General features: G+C 59.4%; 19 protein-coding genes and 1 riboswitch. Of the genes, 8 read left to right on the top strand and 11 right to left on the bottom strand.

From position 1 onward, the window contains the following. Window positions 1-9 precede the first annotated feature (9 nt). Together AACW30_RS18210 and AACW30_RS18205 are read right to left on the bottom strand one after the other, a co-directional pair. On the bottom strand, window positions 10-1,476 hold the full coding sequence (locus tag AACW30_RS18210; protein ID WP_200625559.1) for an ATPase domain-containing protein: 1,467 nt from the start codon (window positions 1,474-1,476) through the stop codon (window positions 10-12). Further along, complete coding sequence (locus AACW30_RS18205; protein ID WP_234452748.1) at window positions 1,473-1,907, bottom strand: hypothetical protein; 435 nt, start codon at window positions 1,905-1,907, stop codon at window positions 1,473-1,475. The genes AACW30_RS18210 and AACW30_RS18205 overlap by 4 nt, the downstream gene beginning before the upstream one ends. A gap of 111 nt (window positions 1,908-2,018) precedes the next feature. Then, window positions 2,019-2,211: riboswitch (cobalamin riboswitch) on the top strand. Between the two features lie 116 nt (window positions 2,212-2,327). Here AACW30_RS18205 and AACW30_RS18200 point away from each other — a divergent pair. Genes AACW30_RS18200 through AACW30_RS18190 form a run of 3 tightly spaced genes read left to right on the top strand, consistent with a single transcriptional unit; the run spans window position 2,328 to window position 5,100 of the window. After that, complete coding sequence (locus tag AACW30_RS18200; protein WP_200625558.1) at window positions 2,328-3,338, top strand: ABC transporter substrate-binding protein; 1,011 nt, start codon at window positions 2,328-2,330, stop codon at window positions 3,336-3,338. Further along, a complete protein-coding gene (locus tag AACW30_RS18195) occupies window positions 3,335-4,339 on the top strand; it encodes a FecCD family ABC transporter permease (protein WP_179677036.1) in 1,005 nt (334 codons plus the stop codon). The genes AACW30_RS18200 and AACW30_RS18195 overlap by 4 nt, the downstream gene beginning before the upstream one ends. After that, window positions 4,336-5,100, top strand: a complete 765-nt coding sequence (locus tag AACW30_RS18190) for an ABC transporter ATP-binding protein (protein WP_200625557.1) — start codon at window positions 4,336-4,338, stop codon at window positions 5,098-5,100. Before AACW30_RS18195 ends, AACW30_RS18190 begins: the two co-directional genes overlap by 4 nt. A gap of 685 nt (window positions 5,101-5,785) precedes the next feature. Here the strand turns inward: AACW30_RS18190 and AACW30_RS18185 are convergent. The 6 genes from AACW30_RS18185 to AACW30_RS18160 all read right to left on the bottom strand — a co-directional run bounded on the left by AACW30_RS18185 (window position 5,786) and on the right by AACW30_RS18160 (window position 9,342). Then, a complete protein-coding gene (locus tag AACW30_RS18185; protein WP_200625556.1) occupies window positions 5,786-6,283 on the bottom strand; it encodes a GNAT family N-acetyltransferase in 498 nt (165 codons plus the stop codon). After that, window positions 6,280-6,504 carry a hypothetical protein gene (locus tag AACW30_RS18180; RefSeq protein WP_106576654.1) on the bottom strand — a complete coding sequence of 75 codons (225 nt, stop codon included), beginning with the start codon at window positions 6,502-6,504 and terminating at the stop codon, window positions 6,280-6,282. The genes AACW30_RS18185 and AACW30_RS18180 overlap by 4 nt, the downstream gene beginning before the upstream one ends. Window positions 6,505-6,589: 85 nt before the next feature. After that, on the bottom strand, window positions 6,590-7,129 hold the full coding sequence (locus AACW30_RS18175; RefSeq protein ID WP_200625555.1) for a hypothetical protein: 540 nt from the start codon (window positions 7,127-7,129) through the stop codon (window positions 6,590-6,592). 200 nt (window positions 7,130-7,329) lie between these two features. After that, window positions 7,330-8,274, bottom strand: a complete 945-nt coding sequence (locus AACW30_RS18170) for an alpha/beta hydrolase (RefSeq protein ID WP_200625554.1) — start codon at window positions 8,272-8,274, stop codon at window positions 7,330-7,332. Further along, window positions 8,274-8,714: a tryptophan-rich sensory protein TspO gene (tspO, locus tag AACW30_RS18165; protein WP_124418050.1), complete on the bottom strand. Its 441-nt coding sequence runs from the start codon at window positions 8,712-8,714 to the stop codon at window positions 8,274-8,276. The genes AACW30_RS18170 and tspO overlap by 1 nt, the downstream gene beginning before the upstream one ends. A gap of 58 nt (window positions 8,715-8,772) precedes the next feature. Further along, window positions 8,773-9,342: a nucleotidyltransferase family protein gene (locus AACW30_RS18160; protein WP_124418051.1), complete on the bottom strand. Its 570-nt coding sequence runs from the start codon at window positions 9,340-9,342 to the stop codon at window positions 8,773-8,775. Window positions 9,343-9,466: 124 nt separating this feature from the next. Here AACW30_RS18160 and AACW30_RS18155 point away from each other — a divergent pair, with 124 nt between their 5' ends. Both AACW30_RS18155 and AACW30_RS18150 read left to right on the top strand, forming a co-directional pair. After that, window positions 9,467-10,072 carry a hypothetical protein gene (locus tag AACW30_RS18155; protein WP_169367243.1) on the top strand — a complete coding sequence of 202 codons (606 nt, stop codon included), beginning with the start codon at window positions 9,467-9,469 and terminating at the stop codon, window positions 10,070-10,072. A gap of 611 nt (window positions 10,073-10,683) precedes the next feature. Beyond that, entirely contained in the window at window positions 10,684-10,923 is a 240-nt protein-coding gene (locus tag AACW30_RS18150; protein WP_200625553.1) for a DUF6124 family protein, read from the top strand. A 37-nt stretch (window positions 10,924-10,960) separates the two neighbouring features. On the opposite strand, the gene AACW30_RS18145 is transcribed toward AACW30_RS18150, so the two are convergent. Together AACW30_RS18145 and AACW30_RS18140 are read right to left on the bottom strand one after the other, a co-directional pair. Next, entirely contained in the window at window positions 10,961-11,260 is a 300-nt protein-coding gene (locus tag AACW30_RS18145) for a hypothetical protein (protein ID WP_017136894.1), read from the bottom strand. A gap of 75 nt (window positions 11,261-11,335) precedes the next feature. Further along, the gene (locus tag AACW30_RS18140) at window positions 11,336-11,569 is read right to left on the bottom strand and encodes a hypothetical protein (protein WP_106576648.1); all 234 of its coding nucleotides are present in this window, start codon (window positions 11,567-11,569) and stop codon (window positions 11,336-11,338) included. Between the two features lie 234 nt (window positions 11,570-11,803). On the opposite strand from AACW30_RS18140, the gene AACW30_RS18135 reads away from it, so the two are divergent. Both AACW30_RS18135 and AACW30_RS18130 read left to right on the top strand, forming a co-directional pair. After that, window positions 11,804-12,214 carry a hypothetical protein gene (locus AACW30_RS18135; protein WP_169388929.1) on the top strand — a complete coding sequence of 137 codons (411 nt, stop codon included), beginning with the start codon at window positions 11,804-11,806 and terminating at the stop codon, window positions 12,212-12,214. 580 nt (window positions 12,215-12,794) lie between these two features. After that, entirely contained in the window at window positions 12,795-13,013 is a 219-nt protein-coding gene (locus tag AACW30_RS18130) for a hypothetical protein (protein ID WP_145166012.1), read from the top strand. A gap of 103 nt (window positions 13,014-13,116) precedes the next feature. Here AACW30_RS18130 and AACW30_RS18125 read toward each other — a convergent pair whose 3' ends face one another. Then, window positions 13,117-13,488 (bottom strand): immunity protein Imm33 domain-containing protein, encoded by a 372-nt coding sequence (locus tag AACW30_RS18125; protein ID WP_234452747.1) that lies wholly within the window; start codon window positions 13,486-13,488, stop codon window positions 13,117-13,119. 379 nt (window positions 13,489-13,867) lie between these two features. Between AACW30_RS18125 and AACW30_RS18120 the strand changes: the two genes are divergently transcribed. Further along, window positions 13,868-14,611 (top strand): abortive infection family protein, encoded by a 744-nt coding sequence (locus AACW30_RS18120; protein ID WP_200625552.1) that lies wholly within the window; start codon window positions 13,868-13,870, stop codon window positions 14,609-14,611. Window positions 14,612-14,783: the final 172 nt, after the last annotated feature.

Below are 14,783 nucleotides of genomic sequence, written 5' to 3'. Positions count from 1 at the left end.
GAGTCGGGCTCACACATGTTTGGTTTTCGCCGAAACCTGCCGGGTCGGGTGCCCACCCAGCAACCCTTCCTGTTCCGGCAGCATGTCGCGAATCTGCAGGCCGTTATCGTCGATGTGGTACTGGCGCAGTTGGTCGGAGTGGGCGCTGGCGCGCACCTTGACCACGGCCATGATGCGCAGTAACCGGCTCTGCACCTCGATATAGCGCTGCACGATGATCGCGTCGGTCAGAAACGCCGTGCCGTAAGGGCTGAAGCGCAGGTCGGTGTAACGGTCTTCCAGCTCCGAGGTCATCAACACGCTGACCCCAACGGCAGTCAGCGCCGTCACCATGCGTGACAGCGACTCGCGAAAATCCGCACGGAAGGTAGGCGCCAACGCCAGTTCAAAGCCTGACAGCGAGTCAATCACTACACGGGTGGCGTTCAACCGGCTGATTTCACCGAGCAGCAGCTGCACGATTTCGTCGATGGACAGGTCCGGCGCGCGGCTGTCCACCAGGCCCACTTTCCCGCTCTTGATCAACTCGGCCAATTGCGGGTTCTGCGAATGGTTGGGCCGTTGCTCGAACGCCGCAATCACCCCGGTTTCACCGTTGCGCGCGCCTTCAGCGAGGAAGGTCGCCGCCAGGATGCTCTTGCCCGAGCCGGACGGGCCGGCCACCAATAGCGAATAACCCCGAGGCAGGCCGCCGCCGAGCATCTCATCGAGCGCCGGCACGCCCATTTTCAGACGGGTGATCGGGAACGTCGACGGCGCTTCAACCAGACGGTTGACGGCGGCCGGCGGGAACACCTTGACCCCCGAGGTGGCAATACGAAAGGTGTGCAGCCCCGGCAACGTCGGTTGGCCGCGCATCTTCATGATTTCCATCTTGCGCACCATCGAATTACGCTCAACGCTCTGGCGCAGCCAGATCAGGCCATCGGCCACGGTGAAAATCGGATTGGTGTCGGTCTCGGTGAAGTATTCGCCGATCAGGAAGGTGGTCGCCTGCCACGTGGTCATCAACATGCCCAATTGCTGGATGAACTGCGGCAAGTTGTTGTTCGGGTTGTGCTGGGTCTGGCTGGCCAGCACCACGGAGCGGAACGAATCGACAAACACCAGCGACGGTGAATGCGCCTCCACCTCGCTGACAATGCGCCGCAATACCTCGTCCAGGTCGCCCGCCAGGGTGTCGTCGGCCAGGTTGATATAACGAATCGACCGGTTAATGGCGGCGGCGTCGAAAAAATCGAATTGCTGCTGGTAGCGCAGCATCTTCAGCGGCGGCTCACCGAGCACGGTAAAGAACAGCGCCGGGCGCTCCGGCGTGGCCAGGGCGAACATCATTTGGTGCGCGAGGGTGGTTTTGCCGCAGCCTGGCGGGCCGGCGATCAGGTTGAACGAAAACTCCGGCAGGCCACCGCCCAGGACCTCGTCCAGTCCTGGCACACCCGTGGCCAGACGGTTGATAGTCACTTTGGTGCTCATGGCGAAATTTCCTGCGAAGAGGTGTCGCTCGAAGGGGGCTGCCACACGCCAACCAGCAGACGTGCGGTGAGTGAAGGCCCGATCAGCGTGGTCAGAAGCTCGTAGAGGGTAGTCAGCAACACCTCACCGAAAAACAGCGCATCGGTTTCGTTCTGCTCGACGAGTACGGATTTGAGGGCAATCAAGTCCATCGCGGCCGGCACCCTGTCAAAGGTGGCGGCCAGGCGTGGATGGGTCGAGACGCACAGATGGAAGCTGCGACGGTACAGCGCGGCAACGCCTTGCTGGCCGATGATGGGCGCCAGTGCTGCGCCCACATCCTGCAAAATCGAAACAATCGCCGCGGCGATGCTTGCAGTGTCAGCCTGCGGACCAACACGGTGCGCCAGAGAAGCTACGATCCGGCGGCTCTCTTCGCTAAGCGTGGGCATGTCTGACTAATATCTGATGAACAGAGACCGATGGTACACCCTATATCCGGAGATAGAGACCCCGGCGGCCTGCCAATTGCGCATGGACAGGCTCCCCCTTGCGGGCATGATCGACTACCATAACGCGCCGGTTCCCACACGGGACTAATAGGGAATCCGAAGCGCGTTCATTGCGCCAATCGGAACTGCCCCCGCAACTGTAGGTGCTGAGCCTGCTCCACATCGCCACTGGGCATTGCCCGGGAAGGTCGGAGCGTGGCGACGACGCATCAGTCAGGAGACCTGCCGGCCCAGCAAAATCACTAACCGGCGGGGTGTCCGGGAAGTACCTCCGCGCCCTGCGATGCCCGCAGCGCTACAGGGTGTATTTCCGAGCCGTACCTCCCCAGTTCCACGTACGGTTTACCCGGAGATTGCCCGATGCTGCCACGCGTTACTGCCCTGATCACCGCCCTGGGCTTTTGTGCCCTGGCCCAAGCGGCGCCCACTCACTACCCGCTGACGGTGCAGAACTGCGGCAGCACCCTGACCTTTGAGCAGGCGCCTGCGCGCACGGTGACCATCGGCCAGGCCGCCACCGAAATGCTCTACGCCCTGGGCGTCGGCGACAAAGTGGTCGGCACCTCGCTGTGGTTCAACAACGTATTACCCCAATTCAGGGCGCAGAACGACGCCATTGAGCGCCTGGCCAACAACGAACCCAGCTTCGAAGCGGTGATCGCCAAGCGCCCGCAGCTGGTGGCCGCCGAGCTGGAATGGGTAGTGGGCCCGCAAGGTGTGGTCGGCACCCGCGAGCAGTTTCACGAGCTGAAAATCCCCACCTACCTGCTGCCCTCCGACTGCGAAGCCAAGGACAACCTGGTGGGCGCCGACGGCACGCGGCTGGAGCCGTTTCGCGTCGAGACCGTCTATAAGAGCATCAGCCAACTGGCCGAGATTTTCGACGTACAGGCGCGCGGCCAACAATTGAACGACGAACTCAAGGCGCGCTTGGCCAAATCCATCGCCACCGCCCACAGCAAAGGCCTCAAGCAGGCCAGCGCATTGGTGTGGTTCTCCAGCTCGGAAATGGCCAGCGACCCGTACGTGGCCGGCCACAAGGGCGTGCCCGAATTCATGCTCCAAACCCTGGGCCTGCACAACGTGGTGCAGTCCGATGAAGAGTGGCCCGCCGTCGGCTGGGAGACCATCGCCAAGGCCAACCCGACCTTCCTGGTGATCGCGCGCATGGACCGGCGCCGCTACCCCGCCGACGACCATGAAAAGAAACTCGCCTTCCTGCGCAGTGACCCGGTGACGCGCAACATGGACGCGGTGAAAAACAACCGCATCATCATCCTCGACGCTCTGGCATTGCAGGCCAGCGTGCGCACGTTCGATGGCCTGGAACAGCTGGCCGCCGCCATCGACGGCTACGACCTGCGCAAATGATGCGTACCCTTCTCGCCCTGGCGCTGCTGTTGCTCGCCGTGCTCGCCGGCGTGGCCATCGGCGAAACCGCCATCGCGCCGCAGGTGGTGTTGCAGGTGCTTGCCAACAAACTGTGGGCAGCCGGTTACGCGCTCGACCCGATCGACGAAGGCGTGGTGTGGAACTACCGCCTGACCCGCGCCCTGGTCGCCGCAGCGTGCGGTGCCGGGTTGGCCACGTGCGGGGTGATCTTGCAGTCGTTGTTGCGTAACCCGTTGGCCGATCCTTATCTGCTGGGCATCAGCGCCGGCGCCTCGACCGGCGCGGTATTGGTGGCGCTGATCGGCGTCGGCGGCGGGCTGGTTTCGCTGTCGGCAGGCGCGTTTGTCGGCGCCATGGCGGCCTTTGCACTGGTGATTCTGCTGGCGCGCGCCAGCGGCTCGGCGAGCGGCACCGGCCAGATCATCCTCGCCGGCATCGCCGGGTCACAGCTGTTCAACGCCCTCACCGCGTTCCTGATCACCAAGTCCGCCAGCTCCGAGCAGGCACGCGGCATCATGTTCTGGCTGCTGGGCAACCTCAGCGGGGTGCGCTGGCCGTCGGTGTGGCTGGCGGTGCCGGTGACCGTCGCAGGCCTGGCGGTGTGCCTGTGGCACCGCCGCGCGCTGGACGCCTTCACCTTCGGCACCGACTCGGCGGCCTCGCTGGGCATTCCAGTGCGCCGGGTGCAGTTTGTGCTGGTGGGCTGCGCGGCGCTGGTGACGGCGGTGATGGTGTCGATTGTCGGCTCCATTGGCTTTGTCGGGCTGGTGATTCCGCATGCCGTGCGCCTGCTGGTCGGTACCGGGCATTCACGGCTACTGCCGGCCAGCGCCTTGGGCGGTGCGCTGTTTTTGATCGCCGCCGACGTGCTCTCGCGCACGCTGATCAAGGGCCAGGTGATTCCGGTCGGCGTGGTCACCGCGCTGGTCGGCGCGCCGGTGTTTGCGCTGATCCTGATCGGCCGGAGAAATGCGCGATGACGGTGCTCAGTTGCACAGCGCTGGGGTTCAAAGTGCGCGATGCCGAGTTGCTGCGCGATATCCACTTGGACGTTCAGCAAGGTGAAACCTTGGGCATTGTCGGGCCGAATGGTTCCGGCAAGTCCACCCTGCTCAAACTGCTGGCCGGTTTGCGTGCACCGGCGTCCGGTGAAGTGCTGTTGGGCGGCCAGCACTTGGGCCGCCTATCCCGGCGCGCCATCGCGCAGCAACTGGCCGTGGTGGAGCAGCAGGCTGATACCGACGATGCCATCCGCGTGTTCGACGCCGTGGCGCTGGGCCGCACGCCCTGGCTGTCGGCGCTGAGCCCGTGGTCTGACGAAGACGACGCCATTGTGGGTCAGGCGCTGCACGACGTAGACGCCACCCACCTGAGCAAACGCGCGTGGCGCAGCCTTTCCGGCGGCGAACGCCAACGCGTGCACATCGCCCGCGCCCTGGCGCAACGGCCGCAGATTCTGTTGCTGGATGAGCCGACCAATCACCTGGATATCCAGCATCAACTGGCGATCTTGAAGGGCGTGCAGGCCCTGCCGGTGACCACCTTGATTGCGCTGCATGACCTCAACCAGGCACTGACCTGTGATCGCCTGGCCGTGCTGGACCGCGGGCGGCTGGTGGCGCTGGGCCCACCACTGGAGGTGCTGACGCCGCGGCGATTGCAAGAGACATTCGGGGTACAGGCGCACTACCTGACAGACCCGTTTGACGGCGCTCAGATCCTGCGGTTGCGCTCGAACTGATGAGCTGACTGCGGCCCCTAACAACACCACCAATCAACTGTGGGAACTGGCTTGCCCGCGAGGGCGGTGTGTCAGTGGCATGTCAGTCGGCAGACCCGCCGCCTTCGCGGGCAAGCCCGCTCCCACAGTTTGACCGCGTTCATCTGCCAGTGCCGCACCGCTTTGCCTTTCTGTGGGAGCTGGCTTGCCTGCGAGGGCGGTGTGTCAGTGGCATGTCAGTCGGCTGACCCGCCGCCTTCGCGGGCAAGCCCGCTCCCACATTGAATTGGGTTCAGCTCTCAGAATCAGGTCGGCTGTCAGGCCGCCTCGCTTGCGCTTTTGATCTAACCACTCAGGTCGGCTACTAGGCCGCCGTGCTCTGCTTTTGATCTTGATCTGCTTTTGATTTTGATCTTAGGCGCCCCGTTAAACCACGCTGGCCGAACGCAGGTTTTGGAGCGTGGGTAAACCGGCAGGACGCCGGTTTAGCCGTGTTGGGCCATGGATGGCCCATCGCGGCGGCCCACGGTCCAAAGCCTGCGTGAGGGCACACCGAGCCTAAGCGAGGTGCCGAGTGGTGGGGCAAGAGCCCTTTGGTTACTTTGGGGCTTTTCCAAAGTGACCCGCCGTAAGGGCGGAACCCCTCTAAGCCACCCCCCAATCACGGATATCCACTCACCCCCCCAAAAAAACCCAGCCGCCAGCGCTACAGCGACCGCTGCATATGCGTCGTCCGCCAAACCGGATCCGCCTCGACATCAACAATCTCAAACCCCTGCCGAAGCCAAAAATCAATCGCCCCAGCAAGAAACGGATGAGTATGCAGGTAAACCATCTCCACCCCCTCCCCCCGCGCCTTCGCCTCCAGCGCGCCGTACAACTCACCCGCCAAACCGAATCGGCGCGACGCCGGCGCCACAAACAGGCGTACCACCTCCACCGTCTTGAGGCCCTGGTAATTCAACTGGGAGAAGCGCCCGTCGTAGGGCACATAGCCGATGGCCGCAACAATCCGGCCATCGACGCGGGCGATCAAAAACTGGCCGTCGCCATGAACATACACCGCTTCAAATCGCACCAGATCGTCCGGCATGCCGGTTGCGCTGAGCTTGGGGAAAAGCTCGCTGCGAGCTTCAAGGACAAAGTCCAGCACTGCTGGAATGTCGTCGCAAGTCACGCCCTGAATGATCGGACGCTCGTTCATACAACCCTGATCTGACTGATCCCTACCACCTGCGCCTGCTCCAGAATCTCCTCGGGCGTCGCATCCGCAGGCGGCAGGATCAACCCATTCTCCGCATCGCCAAAATGCAATTGCAGTAAATGCATCGCCGCCTCGTGCAGGGGCAGTTCAGGCTGTTTGAGTTCAAACACGTGGGTGCGGGGCTCGTCGTTGAACAGGTAGTTCAGGGTGTATTCGCGCATGGTGAAGTCCTGATGACGGGAAAGGAGCAACTGATTAACCTGACTTATCGATCAGCTTTTAAGTTCCCAACCCACACGCTCAGTGTCATTTGGTCTGCACGTAGCACAAAGCAGAGCCCTTCACGCCCGAGGCATGGACGCTGACATGGCGAGTGGAAAAACCTGGCTTCTCGACGAACTGCTTCTCTTGCCAACTCGCATAGACGCCGTACTGATAACCGATGGCGCCATTGGCATACCACGACACGGCGAGCTTATACACGCCCTTCTCATCGGGGGCCTGCCACAGCGTCTTGTCGATGACCGGCTTCGCCTGATTGAACGTGCGCAGGTGGAACGTGCGAGGCCCGCCGTTTGGCTCGGTAGAGCTGGAGAGAAACAGCGTGTCGTCCTCGGCATCGTCTTCGGCAGCCGCCAGAATCACTGCCGGCACCCACTTCTCGCCCCGGTATTCTTTTTCGATGAACACCGTGCAGTTCAACGTGCCGTCACCTGGGGTCTTCATTTTGAATTGCCGCTCGTACTGCCCATAGGGCACATCAAACGAGAAGTTGTATTCGGCGGCTTGAACACCCGCCACCAGCAAAAATGCCGATAGCCCTACGACTGGATGGGAAACGGTCACGTGTGCGTCCTTGCGAGAGTCTGAAAATCGGGGTGTCAGAGGTTACGCGGCCTGTAGGAGAATCGGAAAGATATCACCACTCTGTCTTCACTTTTCAGGACTTCACGCTGGAAGGCGTCGTGAGTGAAGACGAGTGTTCATGACCGCAGATCCAGATGTTGACGTCGGAAGATGAAGCGAGCGCCGTGTGGCTTGAATGGCTAATGGCTGCAATCCAATACCGCCTGGATCCTCGCCGATATCCACCCCCGACTGTAAGCAAGTACGCCATCTGCCATCGCCACCGGAAAATGAATAAACCCATGGGCTGATTCCGGCAACAGGTGTGCCTCAACCTGCGCAGCCGCGCCCCAGCGTTCGGCCATCTGCAGCGTGTCGTCCAGCAACGGGTCGAGTTCGCCGACAAACATCAACGCTGGCGGCAAGCCGGTCAGGTCGCCATACAACGGCGACAACGGTGGCTGCCGGCGCTCCTCATCATTCAATCCCGGCGTGAGCATGCGCAACGCCTCAACCATTCCCGGCCCGTCCAGCAACAATGTCTGCGGCCCCGCCGTGCGCACGCTCGGTGTGCCGGTCAAGTCGTACACGCCGTAGTACAACACCGCACCGCGCACACGTTTGAGCAAATCCGGCCATTGCTTAAGCGCCAGCAAGGTTGCCGCCGCCAGATGCCCACCGGCTGACTCACCCACGACAAACACCGGCAAGTCGGCAAACTCGTCACTGCTGAGCAGCCAACGCGCAGCATGCAGGCAGTCCTCCATCAGCCCCTTAACCGGCGTGTCGATCGCCAGCCGATAATCCACCGACACCACTGCCACGCCACACGCCTGCACCATGCCCAGGTTCAGGTCGTCATCCATCTGCGCATTGCCGATCACCCAGCCGCCGCCGTGAATATCCAGTACCACGCCTTTGGCTTTGCCTGCCGGCCGCAGAATACGCACGGGCACTGCGCCCACCGTGCGGGTTTCTGTCGGCGGCGCTTTCTTGAGCGTTTGGCTGACCCGCAACAGCGCCTGAATCACACGCGGCGTGACGCGGTTGCGGATTTTAAAGCGCGGCATCCAGGCAAGCTTCTTGTTGAAGTCGCGCATCTGCGCCAGCTCTGGCTCGCTGGCAGGCCACGGTGTGTAGGCCATCAGCGGTTATTTCGCAAAATCGAGAAATTCAACGCCGCCGCCACGCTCAGCCACGCCAGGTAGGGGAACAGAATCAACCCGGTGATCAAGTCCAACCGCAACGCCATCACCACCAACGCCGCCACCACCAGCCACAGCAGCACAATCACCACCATCCCGGCGAAGAGGTTATGCGCGCCGAAAAACACCGGCGTCCACAGCGTGTTCAGCGCAATCTGCGCCGCCCACAAGCCCAGGGCCAATTGGCTGCCGGGGATCATCGTCAGGCGATAGCCCGCCCACGCGAGCAGCAGGTAGATGACCGTCCAGGCCACCGGAAACAGCCAGTTGGGTGGGGTGAAGCTGGGTTTGACCAGGCTTTCGTACCACTGGCCGGGCTTGAAAATAACGCCGGTGCTGGCGGCGGCGGCGCAGGCGATGAGGAAAATCAGGAAGATCATGGGCTATCCACTCTCAGGGTTCATTTGAAGATAGGACGTATGAGGAGCCGGTAAAAGTTCACAAATCATCCGGCGCAACGATCTTCAGCCAAGGCCAGCGCGCTTGATAACTGCGAGCCTTGGCGGCGAACAACTCAGGCTCCGGGTGCAGCGGGTTAATCCGCAACACGCCCTGCTCCACATCCGCTAAGCCATAGGGCGCATACACTTCGCCCGTGTCGATCTCCAGCCCAATGCAGGTGCCGGCCACCAGGTAACGGTCCACGCCCTGTTTAGCCGAGTGCAACTGTGGATAAGGCCGACCAAAGCGCTCGCCGTACCAAAGGTGCACCCGCGCCTGGTTCTTGACCTCGACGTTAACGCCCAAATCCTCAAATAAACGTTCGGCGGCGCGGATCACTTTGTCCTCAGCTTCGTAGGACAGATCCGTGTCGAAGTAAAAGACGTCGTAGTCCTTTACGCCCTGAGCCGCAGGCAAGTTTGACTGATGGTTCCATACGGCCTGGAACAGGCAGCCCGCCGTGAGCATGCACTGCTCCACACCGAGGTCGGGCAGGCGCGCGGTAATCTGGGCGTTGATGGGGTTGGCCATGGCCAGTTCGAGCAGGGTGTTGACGGTCAATGTCATGGTTAATCCTTGGCTGTTCAGTGCGGCTCAAGCCACCGACCCTACACGACTGGCGGGAGGGTTTCGTGACAGCAATATTTCTATACACTTTGCCCGCCCGCTACCAATCGTCAAGGATAAAACGATGCGAATCAGAGAAATGGCCCTCATCACCGCCGCCGCGTTGCTGCTCACCGCGTGCAGCGACAGCCCATCGGACGCCGACATTCAAGCCGCGCTGCAACCCAGGCTGGAAGGGGCTTCCTGCGTAAAGGCGGCGATGTTCAACAGCTTCCCGGTGACCTTGAGTGACAGCGTCATGAGCGGTACCTCCAGCGCCAACCAGCCGGCCTTCGATGCGCTGACCAACGCCGGCCTGCTGGCCAAAAGCGACAAAACCTACACCCTCACCGACGCCGGCCGCGCCGCCTACGTGCAGCAGGAATCCGGGTTCTGCTACGCCCAGGGCTATGAAATCGCCAAGGTCCAGAACATTGCCGCCAACACCAACCCCATGGGCGCCGCCGTGGACAAATCCTGGGTGGTGACCGTCGACATTCGCCAGAAAACCATCGCCGACTGGGCCAACACCCCGGCGATTGAAAAACTGGCCCGCAACCCGGAAAACCTCTCCGAAGTGCCAAAGACCTACCACGTGGTGGTCGGGCGCTTGAAGGGCGAGCAAACGCTGAAGCTGATCGACCCACGGTTTTCGATCATGCGTGGGGTTGGGGTGAACCAGGCGTTCTAACCCGGCATGGTGGTGGCAAGCAGGATTGTTGTGGGTTGAAGGCCTGTTGTGGCTTGAAGACTTGTTGTGGCTTGAAAACCTGTTGTGGATTGAAGATTTGCTGTGGCTGAAGGCCTGTTGTGGCTTGAAGACTTCTTGTGGCGAGCAGGCTTGCCCTGCGTTGGAGTGCGCAGCGCTCCCAACCCAGCCGGCGCTGGTCCAACAGTAAAACTCGGTCGCCTGTGTGGAGGGGCCGCATCGCACCCCAATGCAGGGCAAGTCTGCTCGCCACAAAGCAGTTTCCTCAGCCTGGGGAATTGCGAACGGCCCGCAGCACCTTGCCCCATTGCCTACGCGTGCGTCAGAATCCGCCGGCTTGTGCGCTGGGGTGGCCGTCTCTAAGGTGGCTCGGTCGCTGAATGTTCAGTGATCGGGTTTAGTAGCCTGAGTTGGGTATTGAAAAGTGCATGAGCTTCATCAATCAGACATTGAGTCTGTGCTTGATGGTGGCTGTGCGTAGGGCGTCTTCGGGCGCGCCGGCTTTGATATCCACCGGTCTACTAACCTGCGCACAGCTGCCACCTTTTCGTTTAGTAGCGAAAAGATGGCGGCCAAAAAACCAGGATATCGTTATGACTCAAGCAAAAACTGACTCAACCACCCTCTTCACCGTCGTCCCCGACGCCAGCACCGAAACCCTCATCACCAACAGCTACGAAACCTTCACGAGCGTCAGCACCCTGCTGCTCGACCTGTCCGAAGACCTGTGCGGCAAACACCGCGACATCGCCCTGGCCATTCACCAACTGAGCGAACTGGGCGTGCTGCTCACCGCCAAATCGCTCGACCGTGAAGCGCCTTGCCCTGGCTGACCCACAGCCCACGGCAGCGCCGCTGACGGCGCTGCCTTCAATTAACCCCAGGGAACGAATCAACGTACTGAATGGTGAAGTCTGGAAAGGAGTCAACAATCTGGATCTTGTAGTCGGGGAAGCTCTCGACTGTTTTCCACTTGCCGGCCGAATCGGGAAAACTGCTCACCTGTTTTACCTTAAGGTCAGGGAAACTGTTTACCACCTTGACCTTATAGTCCGGGAAGCTACTGACAAACTTGATGTTGCCGTAAATCTTTGACACATCAACAGTCGTATCCGCTTGAGCGCCGAAAGCACACGCCAGCAGCAGTGACGCAAGAGCAACTTTGAACATGACAGCCTCATCCTGAGAAATAAAAAGGCGCCCAGTTTACCGACCTGCGCGCGCAACGTCCTGCATTGCCGGTTCTTAACCCTTCAACTCACCCGCGCGGTTACTCGCCGCATCGTCGTAAGCCACATACAACGACTCGGCGATCTGGCTTTTGATGGCTTTGGTGGCTTCCAGCCCCAACACAAACCCTTCAGCCTTGCCGCCAGCGCGGTTGAGTTCTTCGTGCGTGGAAGCGCCGGTGATGGCGTCGAGCAGCTTGATGGCGTGAGGGCCGACGCCTTTTGGGAGGGAGATTTGGTCGATGGACATGGCGATACCTTGATAAAAAAATGATCGGGAGCGCATGGACCACTGCCGGGGGATGCCATGGTAGACCGGTTGGCGTGGAAAGGGGCTGGTTTCGGCCAAAAGCAGCCGCCCACGCATGGCCTTTTCCAGCCCAAAAAGATAATAATCGGAGCGGAGACGGCCTATTGAAAATTGGCTACATGGCTGAATACGCCTCTTCTTCAGCATTCCATTATCGAAATCAGAGTAAGACTCATGGGCGCGCCCATCATTATCGGCAACAGCTATGACCTCTGGGTCAGCAACAGCATGAAAGATACTTTTTGCGAGGTACTCACCGCTGTCGCAACCTTGGAAGGCCATGATGTGAAGGCCATATATGAGGAGGCACCAGGTGTGGCCGGCACCTATGGTGTTCCAGGCGTGGGTATCCTTCTCGACGAGTTCTATCTCTATCTTGGCGGATTTTCCGGGGTTCGACGCCACCTCGATGTTTGCCGAGTACGGCTAGACGAAGTCAGAGAATCTTGCGGACTGTCGCCAGTTGCTGCCGAACGCATGGCACACCTACTGGCATGGGCCGCGTACCATATGGATGGCAACCCGATCCCTGTAGGTGGCTCTTTCTATGAGAGCTGGCCTCCTGACGCAGCTGAAACAAGGTAATACCCGCCTGCTTTCGGCCAGAAGATGCCAGTCACAAAAAGCTGTTTTCGACCCAAAGCGGACAATACGGAGAACCTATGTACACAGTGACCGTCGTTAGCGAACGGCCCGACTTCAGATGTTTTCTGGATTTGCTCTATGGCCCTGGGCGAAACGTAGACACGGATGGTGATTCATACCCTGTGAACAGCCGCTCTTGGACATACCTGTATGTGAAGGACAGAGAGAGCAATGACCCTTACATCGAAATCCATGCGAGCGAGGTAGATGTCTCAAGGTTTACCGTGCAGTCCGACTCGTCGAGGCTGGAGGCCCTGGCTGCGTTGTACTTGTACCTGACCTGTGGTGGGTCAATCTCCTCTTCAGATCAGGCACTTGATAAAGCCGCCATCGAAATGTTGTGCGACAGATATTCCGTTGAGCTCTGCCGAGCCCATGGATCTATTTGGCATCAGTCGGCAGATAACGCGCCTTACACACAGGAGTGAACAATGGCTTGTTTCGGAGCGCGCAGAAAAACGGGGTCAGACCACAATTACTTTAACGGTGGTCTGACCCCGTTTTTTCATAGGAACCTGACATGGGACATGATCCCTCGTTGCAGATCGAACGCGCCGCTTATGAGGAGTTCGTCTGGCTTTGGAGTCAAGGAAGCTTCGAGCATCAGCGACTGGGCCAAGCGTTTTACAACCACTTCAATCTACACAAACTCACCGATCAGGCCGGATTACACGGTCTATATGAGGCCGACGGTGATAAAGCCTCACGCTTGATCTTGAGGCTTTTCCACCTTCACTGAGTGGCAGCTATCGACCCTAAGCTGCCCTTTACGGAGGGCAGCAATCGGCCAGAAGTAGTCATTCGATGTGTCTATGAAAACTCAGGGCAATTCATCAAGCGAGTCAGGTGCGTACCAACTCTGCGTCAAGCCAAACGTCTTCAAAATTATTGCCGTCGATGTAAAAACGATAGCCTGGCGGCAAATCGAGATATCCGACAACTTCCGGTAGATAGTCCGTGATGTGCTCTACATGCAGGGGCGAAAAAAAATCGTCAGCCTCAGACCACTCCATACCGCACCACAGGTACCAACCATTCGTACCGTTTTCCGGATTAACCCTTAACCCATTTATGGGCTGAAGCCCCAGGGTTCCCAACGCTATTCCGATTTTCGACCCCGATTGTGGTCGATCTGGGGTAACTCCCTGCCATTCAAAAATGCTTTGCTCCTTCCTTACTCGCATGGCGATTTTCTCCACAGATTTGGGTGCCATACAGTTCGCACTCTCATGGCTGGGGTGTTGGGTATGGGCCGATTACTACCTGTAACGACTGGCCGGACTGAGTCGATGTCGGTCAATCATAACAGGCAGAAATCCGCCATTTGCAGTCTTTAGCGAACGACTGCAATGGGTCGAGAGCAGCCTATCTCGCAGCGCATAACGCCATAAAAACCGGGTCAGGCCACCCTTTATAACAGTGGTCTGACCCTATTTTCTCGTCATTCACCCATACGGTGAGTAGCGGACCTGAGATTGTGCGGAACCTCCGCCCCCGAAGGCGCCCGCGCAGAGATGCCGTTACAAGCTAGGTTCACAGGCAATCGTGAGCTGGTATAACTGTTTGGTATACAGGCACGAAGGAAGGGAAGCCATGGCTCTCATTGATGAAGTTGAAGGCTTGCAATCGATCTACATCAATCGTTCCACCGGGAATGCAAACGACGATGATGAGCGGGATTACCCTCTTTACCGGCAGAGCGTTCTTGATGACCCTCGTGTGGCCTCGCTGGTGCCCGCGTGGGTGCGTCGTTACAGGAACTTGGATCAGTTTTGGGGGTTCATCCAGCCGAAATTCCCAAGCTACGCAGAGCGCAGGAAGTTCATCTGGGATGAATTTAGGGCGCTCGTCGACTTCGCTGAATCGGGTGGGGAGCACCCTTCGGATATCGTTGTCTCGGAGGCGCTGGACCGAATTGACGCTGAGCACGTTCGGATCGCTTGGACAAAGGCGCTTGAAAGGCGCTCAACTGACCCCGAGGGAGCTATTACCATGGCTCGTACGCTCCTAGAATCGGTATGCAAACACATTCTTGACGAAGCCGGAACGAGCTACCATGAGACGACTCCTGATCTGAACAAGCTCTACAAACAAACAGCTACGCTTTTAAATCTGACGAAGGCACAGCATGAAGAGGTCGTGTTCAAGCAAATCCTTGGAGGGTGTACAGCAGTTATAGAAGGGTTAGGCGCGCTTCGGAATCGTCTAAGCGATGCTCACGGAAGAGGAAAAAGCGGGGTGAAGGCTGCTCCACGGCATGCAGAACTGGCAGTGAATCTGGCGGGCTCAACTGCGCTTTTCCTGCTTGCCACATGGGAGGCGAAGAACGGCGATTGAGTGTGGTATCGCTCAATAAGGGGCGGATCAAATTCAGTACAGATGGATGGTCAAATCAACCTAGTACCGACAAATCAAAAACGTCCGCTTCTGGCCGAAAGCTGCCCTCCCCGACAAACATCTACCGAACAAACATAGATACATCTGTTATTTCCCCACCCTCCCCAACAAC

This window comes from Pseudomonas sp. MF6747 (assembly GCF_963890955.1).
Classification (GTDB): Bacteria; Pseudomonadota; Gammaproteobacteria; order Pseudomonadales; family Pseudomonadaceae; genus Aquipseudomonas.
This window is presented reverse-complemented; position numbering and strand designations above follow the sequence as displayed.

Excerpts from the sequence above, each read along its gene's own strand:
- AACW30_RS18145 (WP_017136894.1), bottom strand. The coding sequence starts at position 11,260 with ATGTTCAAAGTTGCTCTTGCGTCACTGCTGCTGGCGTGTGCTTTCGGC.
- AACW30_RS18170 (WP_200625554.1), bottom strand. The coding sequence starts at position 8,274 with ATGGCCTACACACCGTGGCCTGCCAGCGAGCCAGAGCTGGCGCAGATG.
- AACW30_RS18200 (WP_200625558.1), top strand. The coding sequence starts at position 2,328 with ATGCTGCCACGCGTTACTGCCCTGATCACCGCCCTGGGCTTTTGTGCC.
- AACW30_RS18185 (WP_200625556.1), bottom strand. The coding sequence starts at position 6,283 with ATGAACGAGCGTCCGATCATTCAGGGCGTGACTTGCGACGACATTCCA.
- AACW30_RS18120 (WP_200625552.1), top strand. The coding sequence starts at position 13,868 with ATGGCTCTCATTGATGAAGTTGAAGGCTTGCAATCGATCTACATCAAT.
- AACW30_RS18135 (WP_169388929.1), top strand. The coding sequence starts at position 11,804 with ATGGGCGCGCCCATCATTATCGGCAACAGCTATGACCTCTGGGTCAGC.
- AACW30_RS18190 (WP_200625557.1), top strand. The coding sequence starts at position 4,336 with ATGACGGTGCTCAGTTGCACAGCGCTGGGGTTCAAAGTGCGCGATGCC.
- AACW30_RS18160 (WP_124418051.1), bottom strand. The coding sequence starts at position 9,342 with ATGACATTGACCGTCAACACCCTGCTCGAACTGGCCATGGCCAACCCC.
- AACW30_RS18150 (WP_200625553.1), top strand. The coding sequence starts at position 10,684 with ATGACTCAAGCAAAAACTGACTCAACCACCCTCTTCACCGTCGTCCCC.
- AACW30_RS18125 (WP_234452747.1), bottom strand. The coding sequence starts at position 13,488 with ATGGCACCCAAATCTGTGGAGAAAATCGCCATGCGAGTAAGGAAGGAG.
- AACW30_RS18155 (WP_169367243.1), top strand. The coding sequence starts at position 9,467 with ATGCGAATCAGAGAAATGGCCCTCATCACCGCCGCCGCGTTGCTGCTC.
- tspO (WP_124418050.1), bottom strand. The coding sequence starts at position 8,714 with ATGATCTTCCTGATTTTCCTCATCGCCTGCGCCGCCGCCGCCAGCACC.
- AACW30_RS18180 (WP_106576654.1), bottom strand. The coding sequence starts at position 6,504 with ATGCGCGAATACACCCTGAACTACCTGTTCAACGACGAGCCCCGCACC.
- AACW30_RS18130 (WP_145166012.1), top strand. The coding sequence starts at position 12,795 with ATGGGACATGATCCCTCGTTGCAGATCGAACGCGCCGCTTATGAGGAG.
- AACW30_RS18210 (WP_200625559.1), bottom strand. The coding sequence starts at position 1,476 with ATGAGCACCAAAGTGACTATCAACCGTCTGGCCACGGGTGTGCCAGGA.
- AACW30_RS18205 (WP_234452748.1), bottom strand. The coding sequence starts at position 1,907 with ATGCCCACGCTTAGCGAAGAGAGCCGCCGGATCGTAGCTTCTCTGGCG.
- AACW30_RS18140 (WP_106576648.1), bottom strand. The coding sequence starts at position 11,569 with ATGTCCATCGACCAAATCTCCCTCCCAAAAGGCGTCGGCCCTCACGCC.
- AACW30_RS18195 (WP_179677036.1), top strand. The coding sequence starts at position 3,335 with ATGATGCGTACCCTTCTCGCCCTGGCGCTGCTGTTGCTCGCCGTGCTC.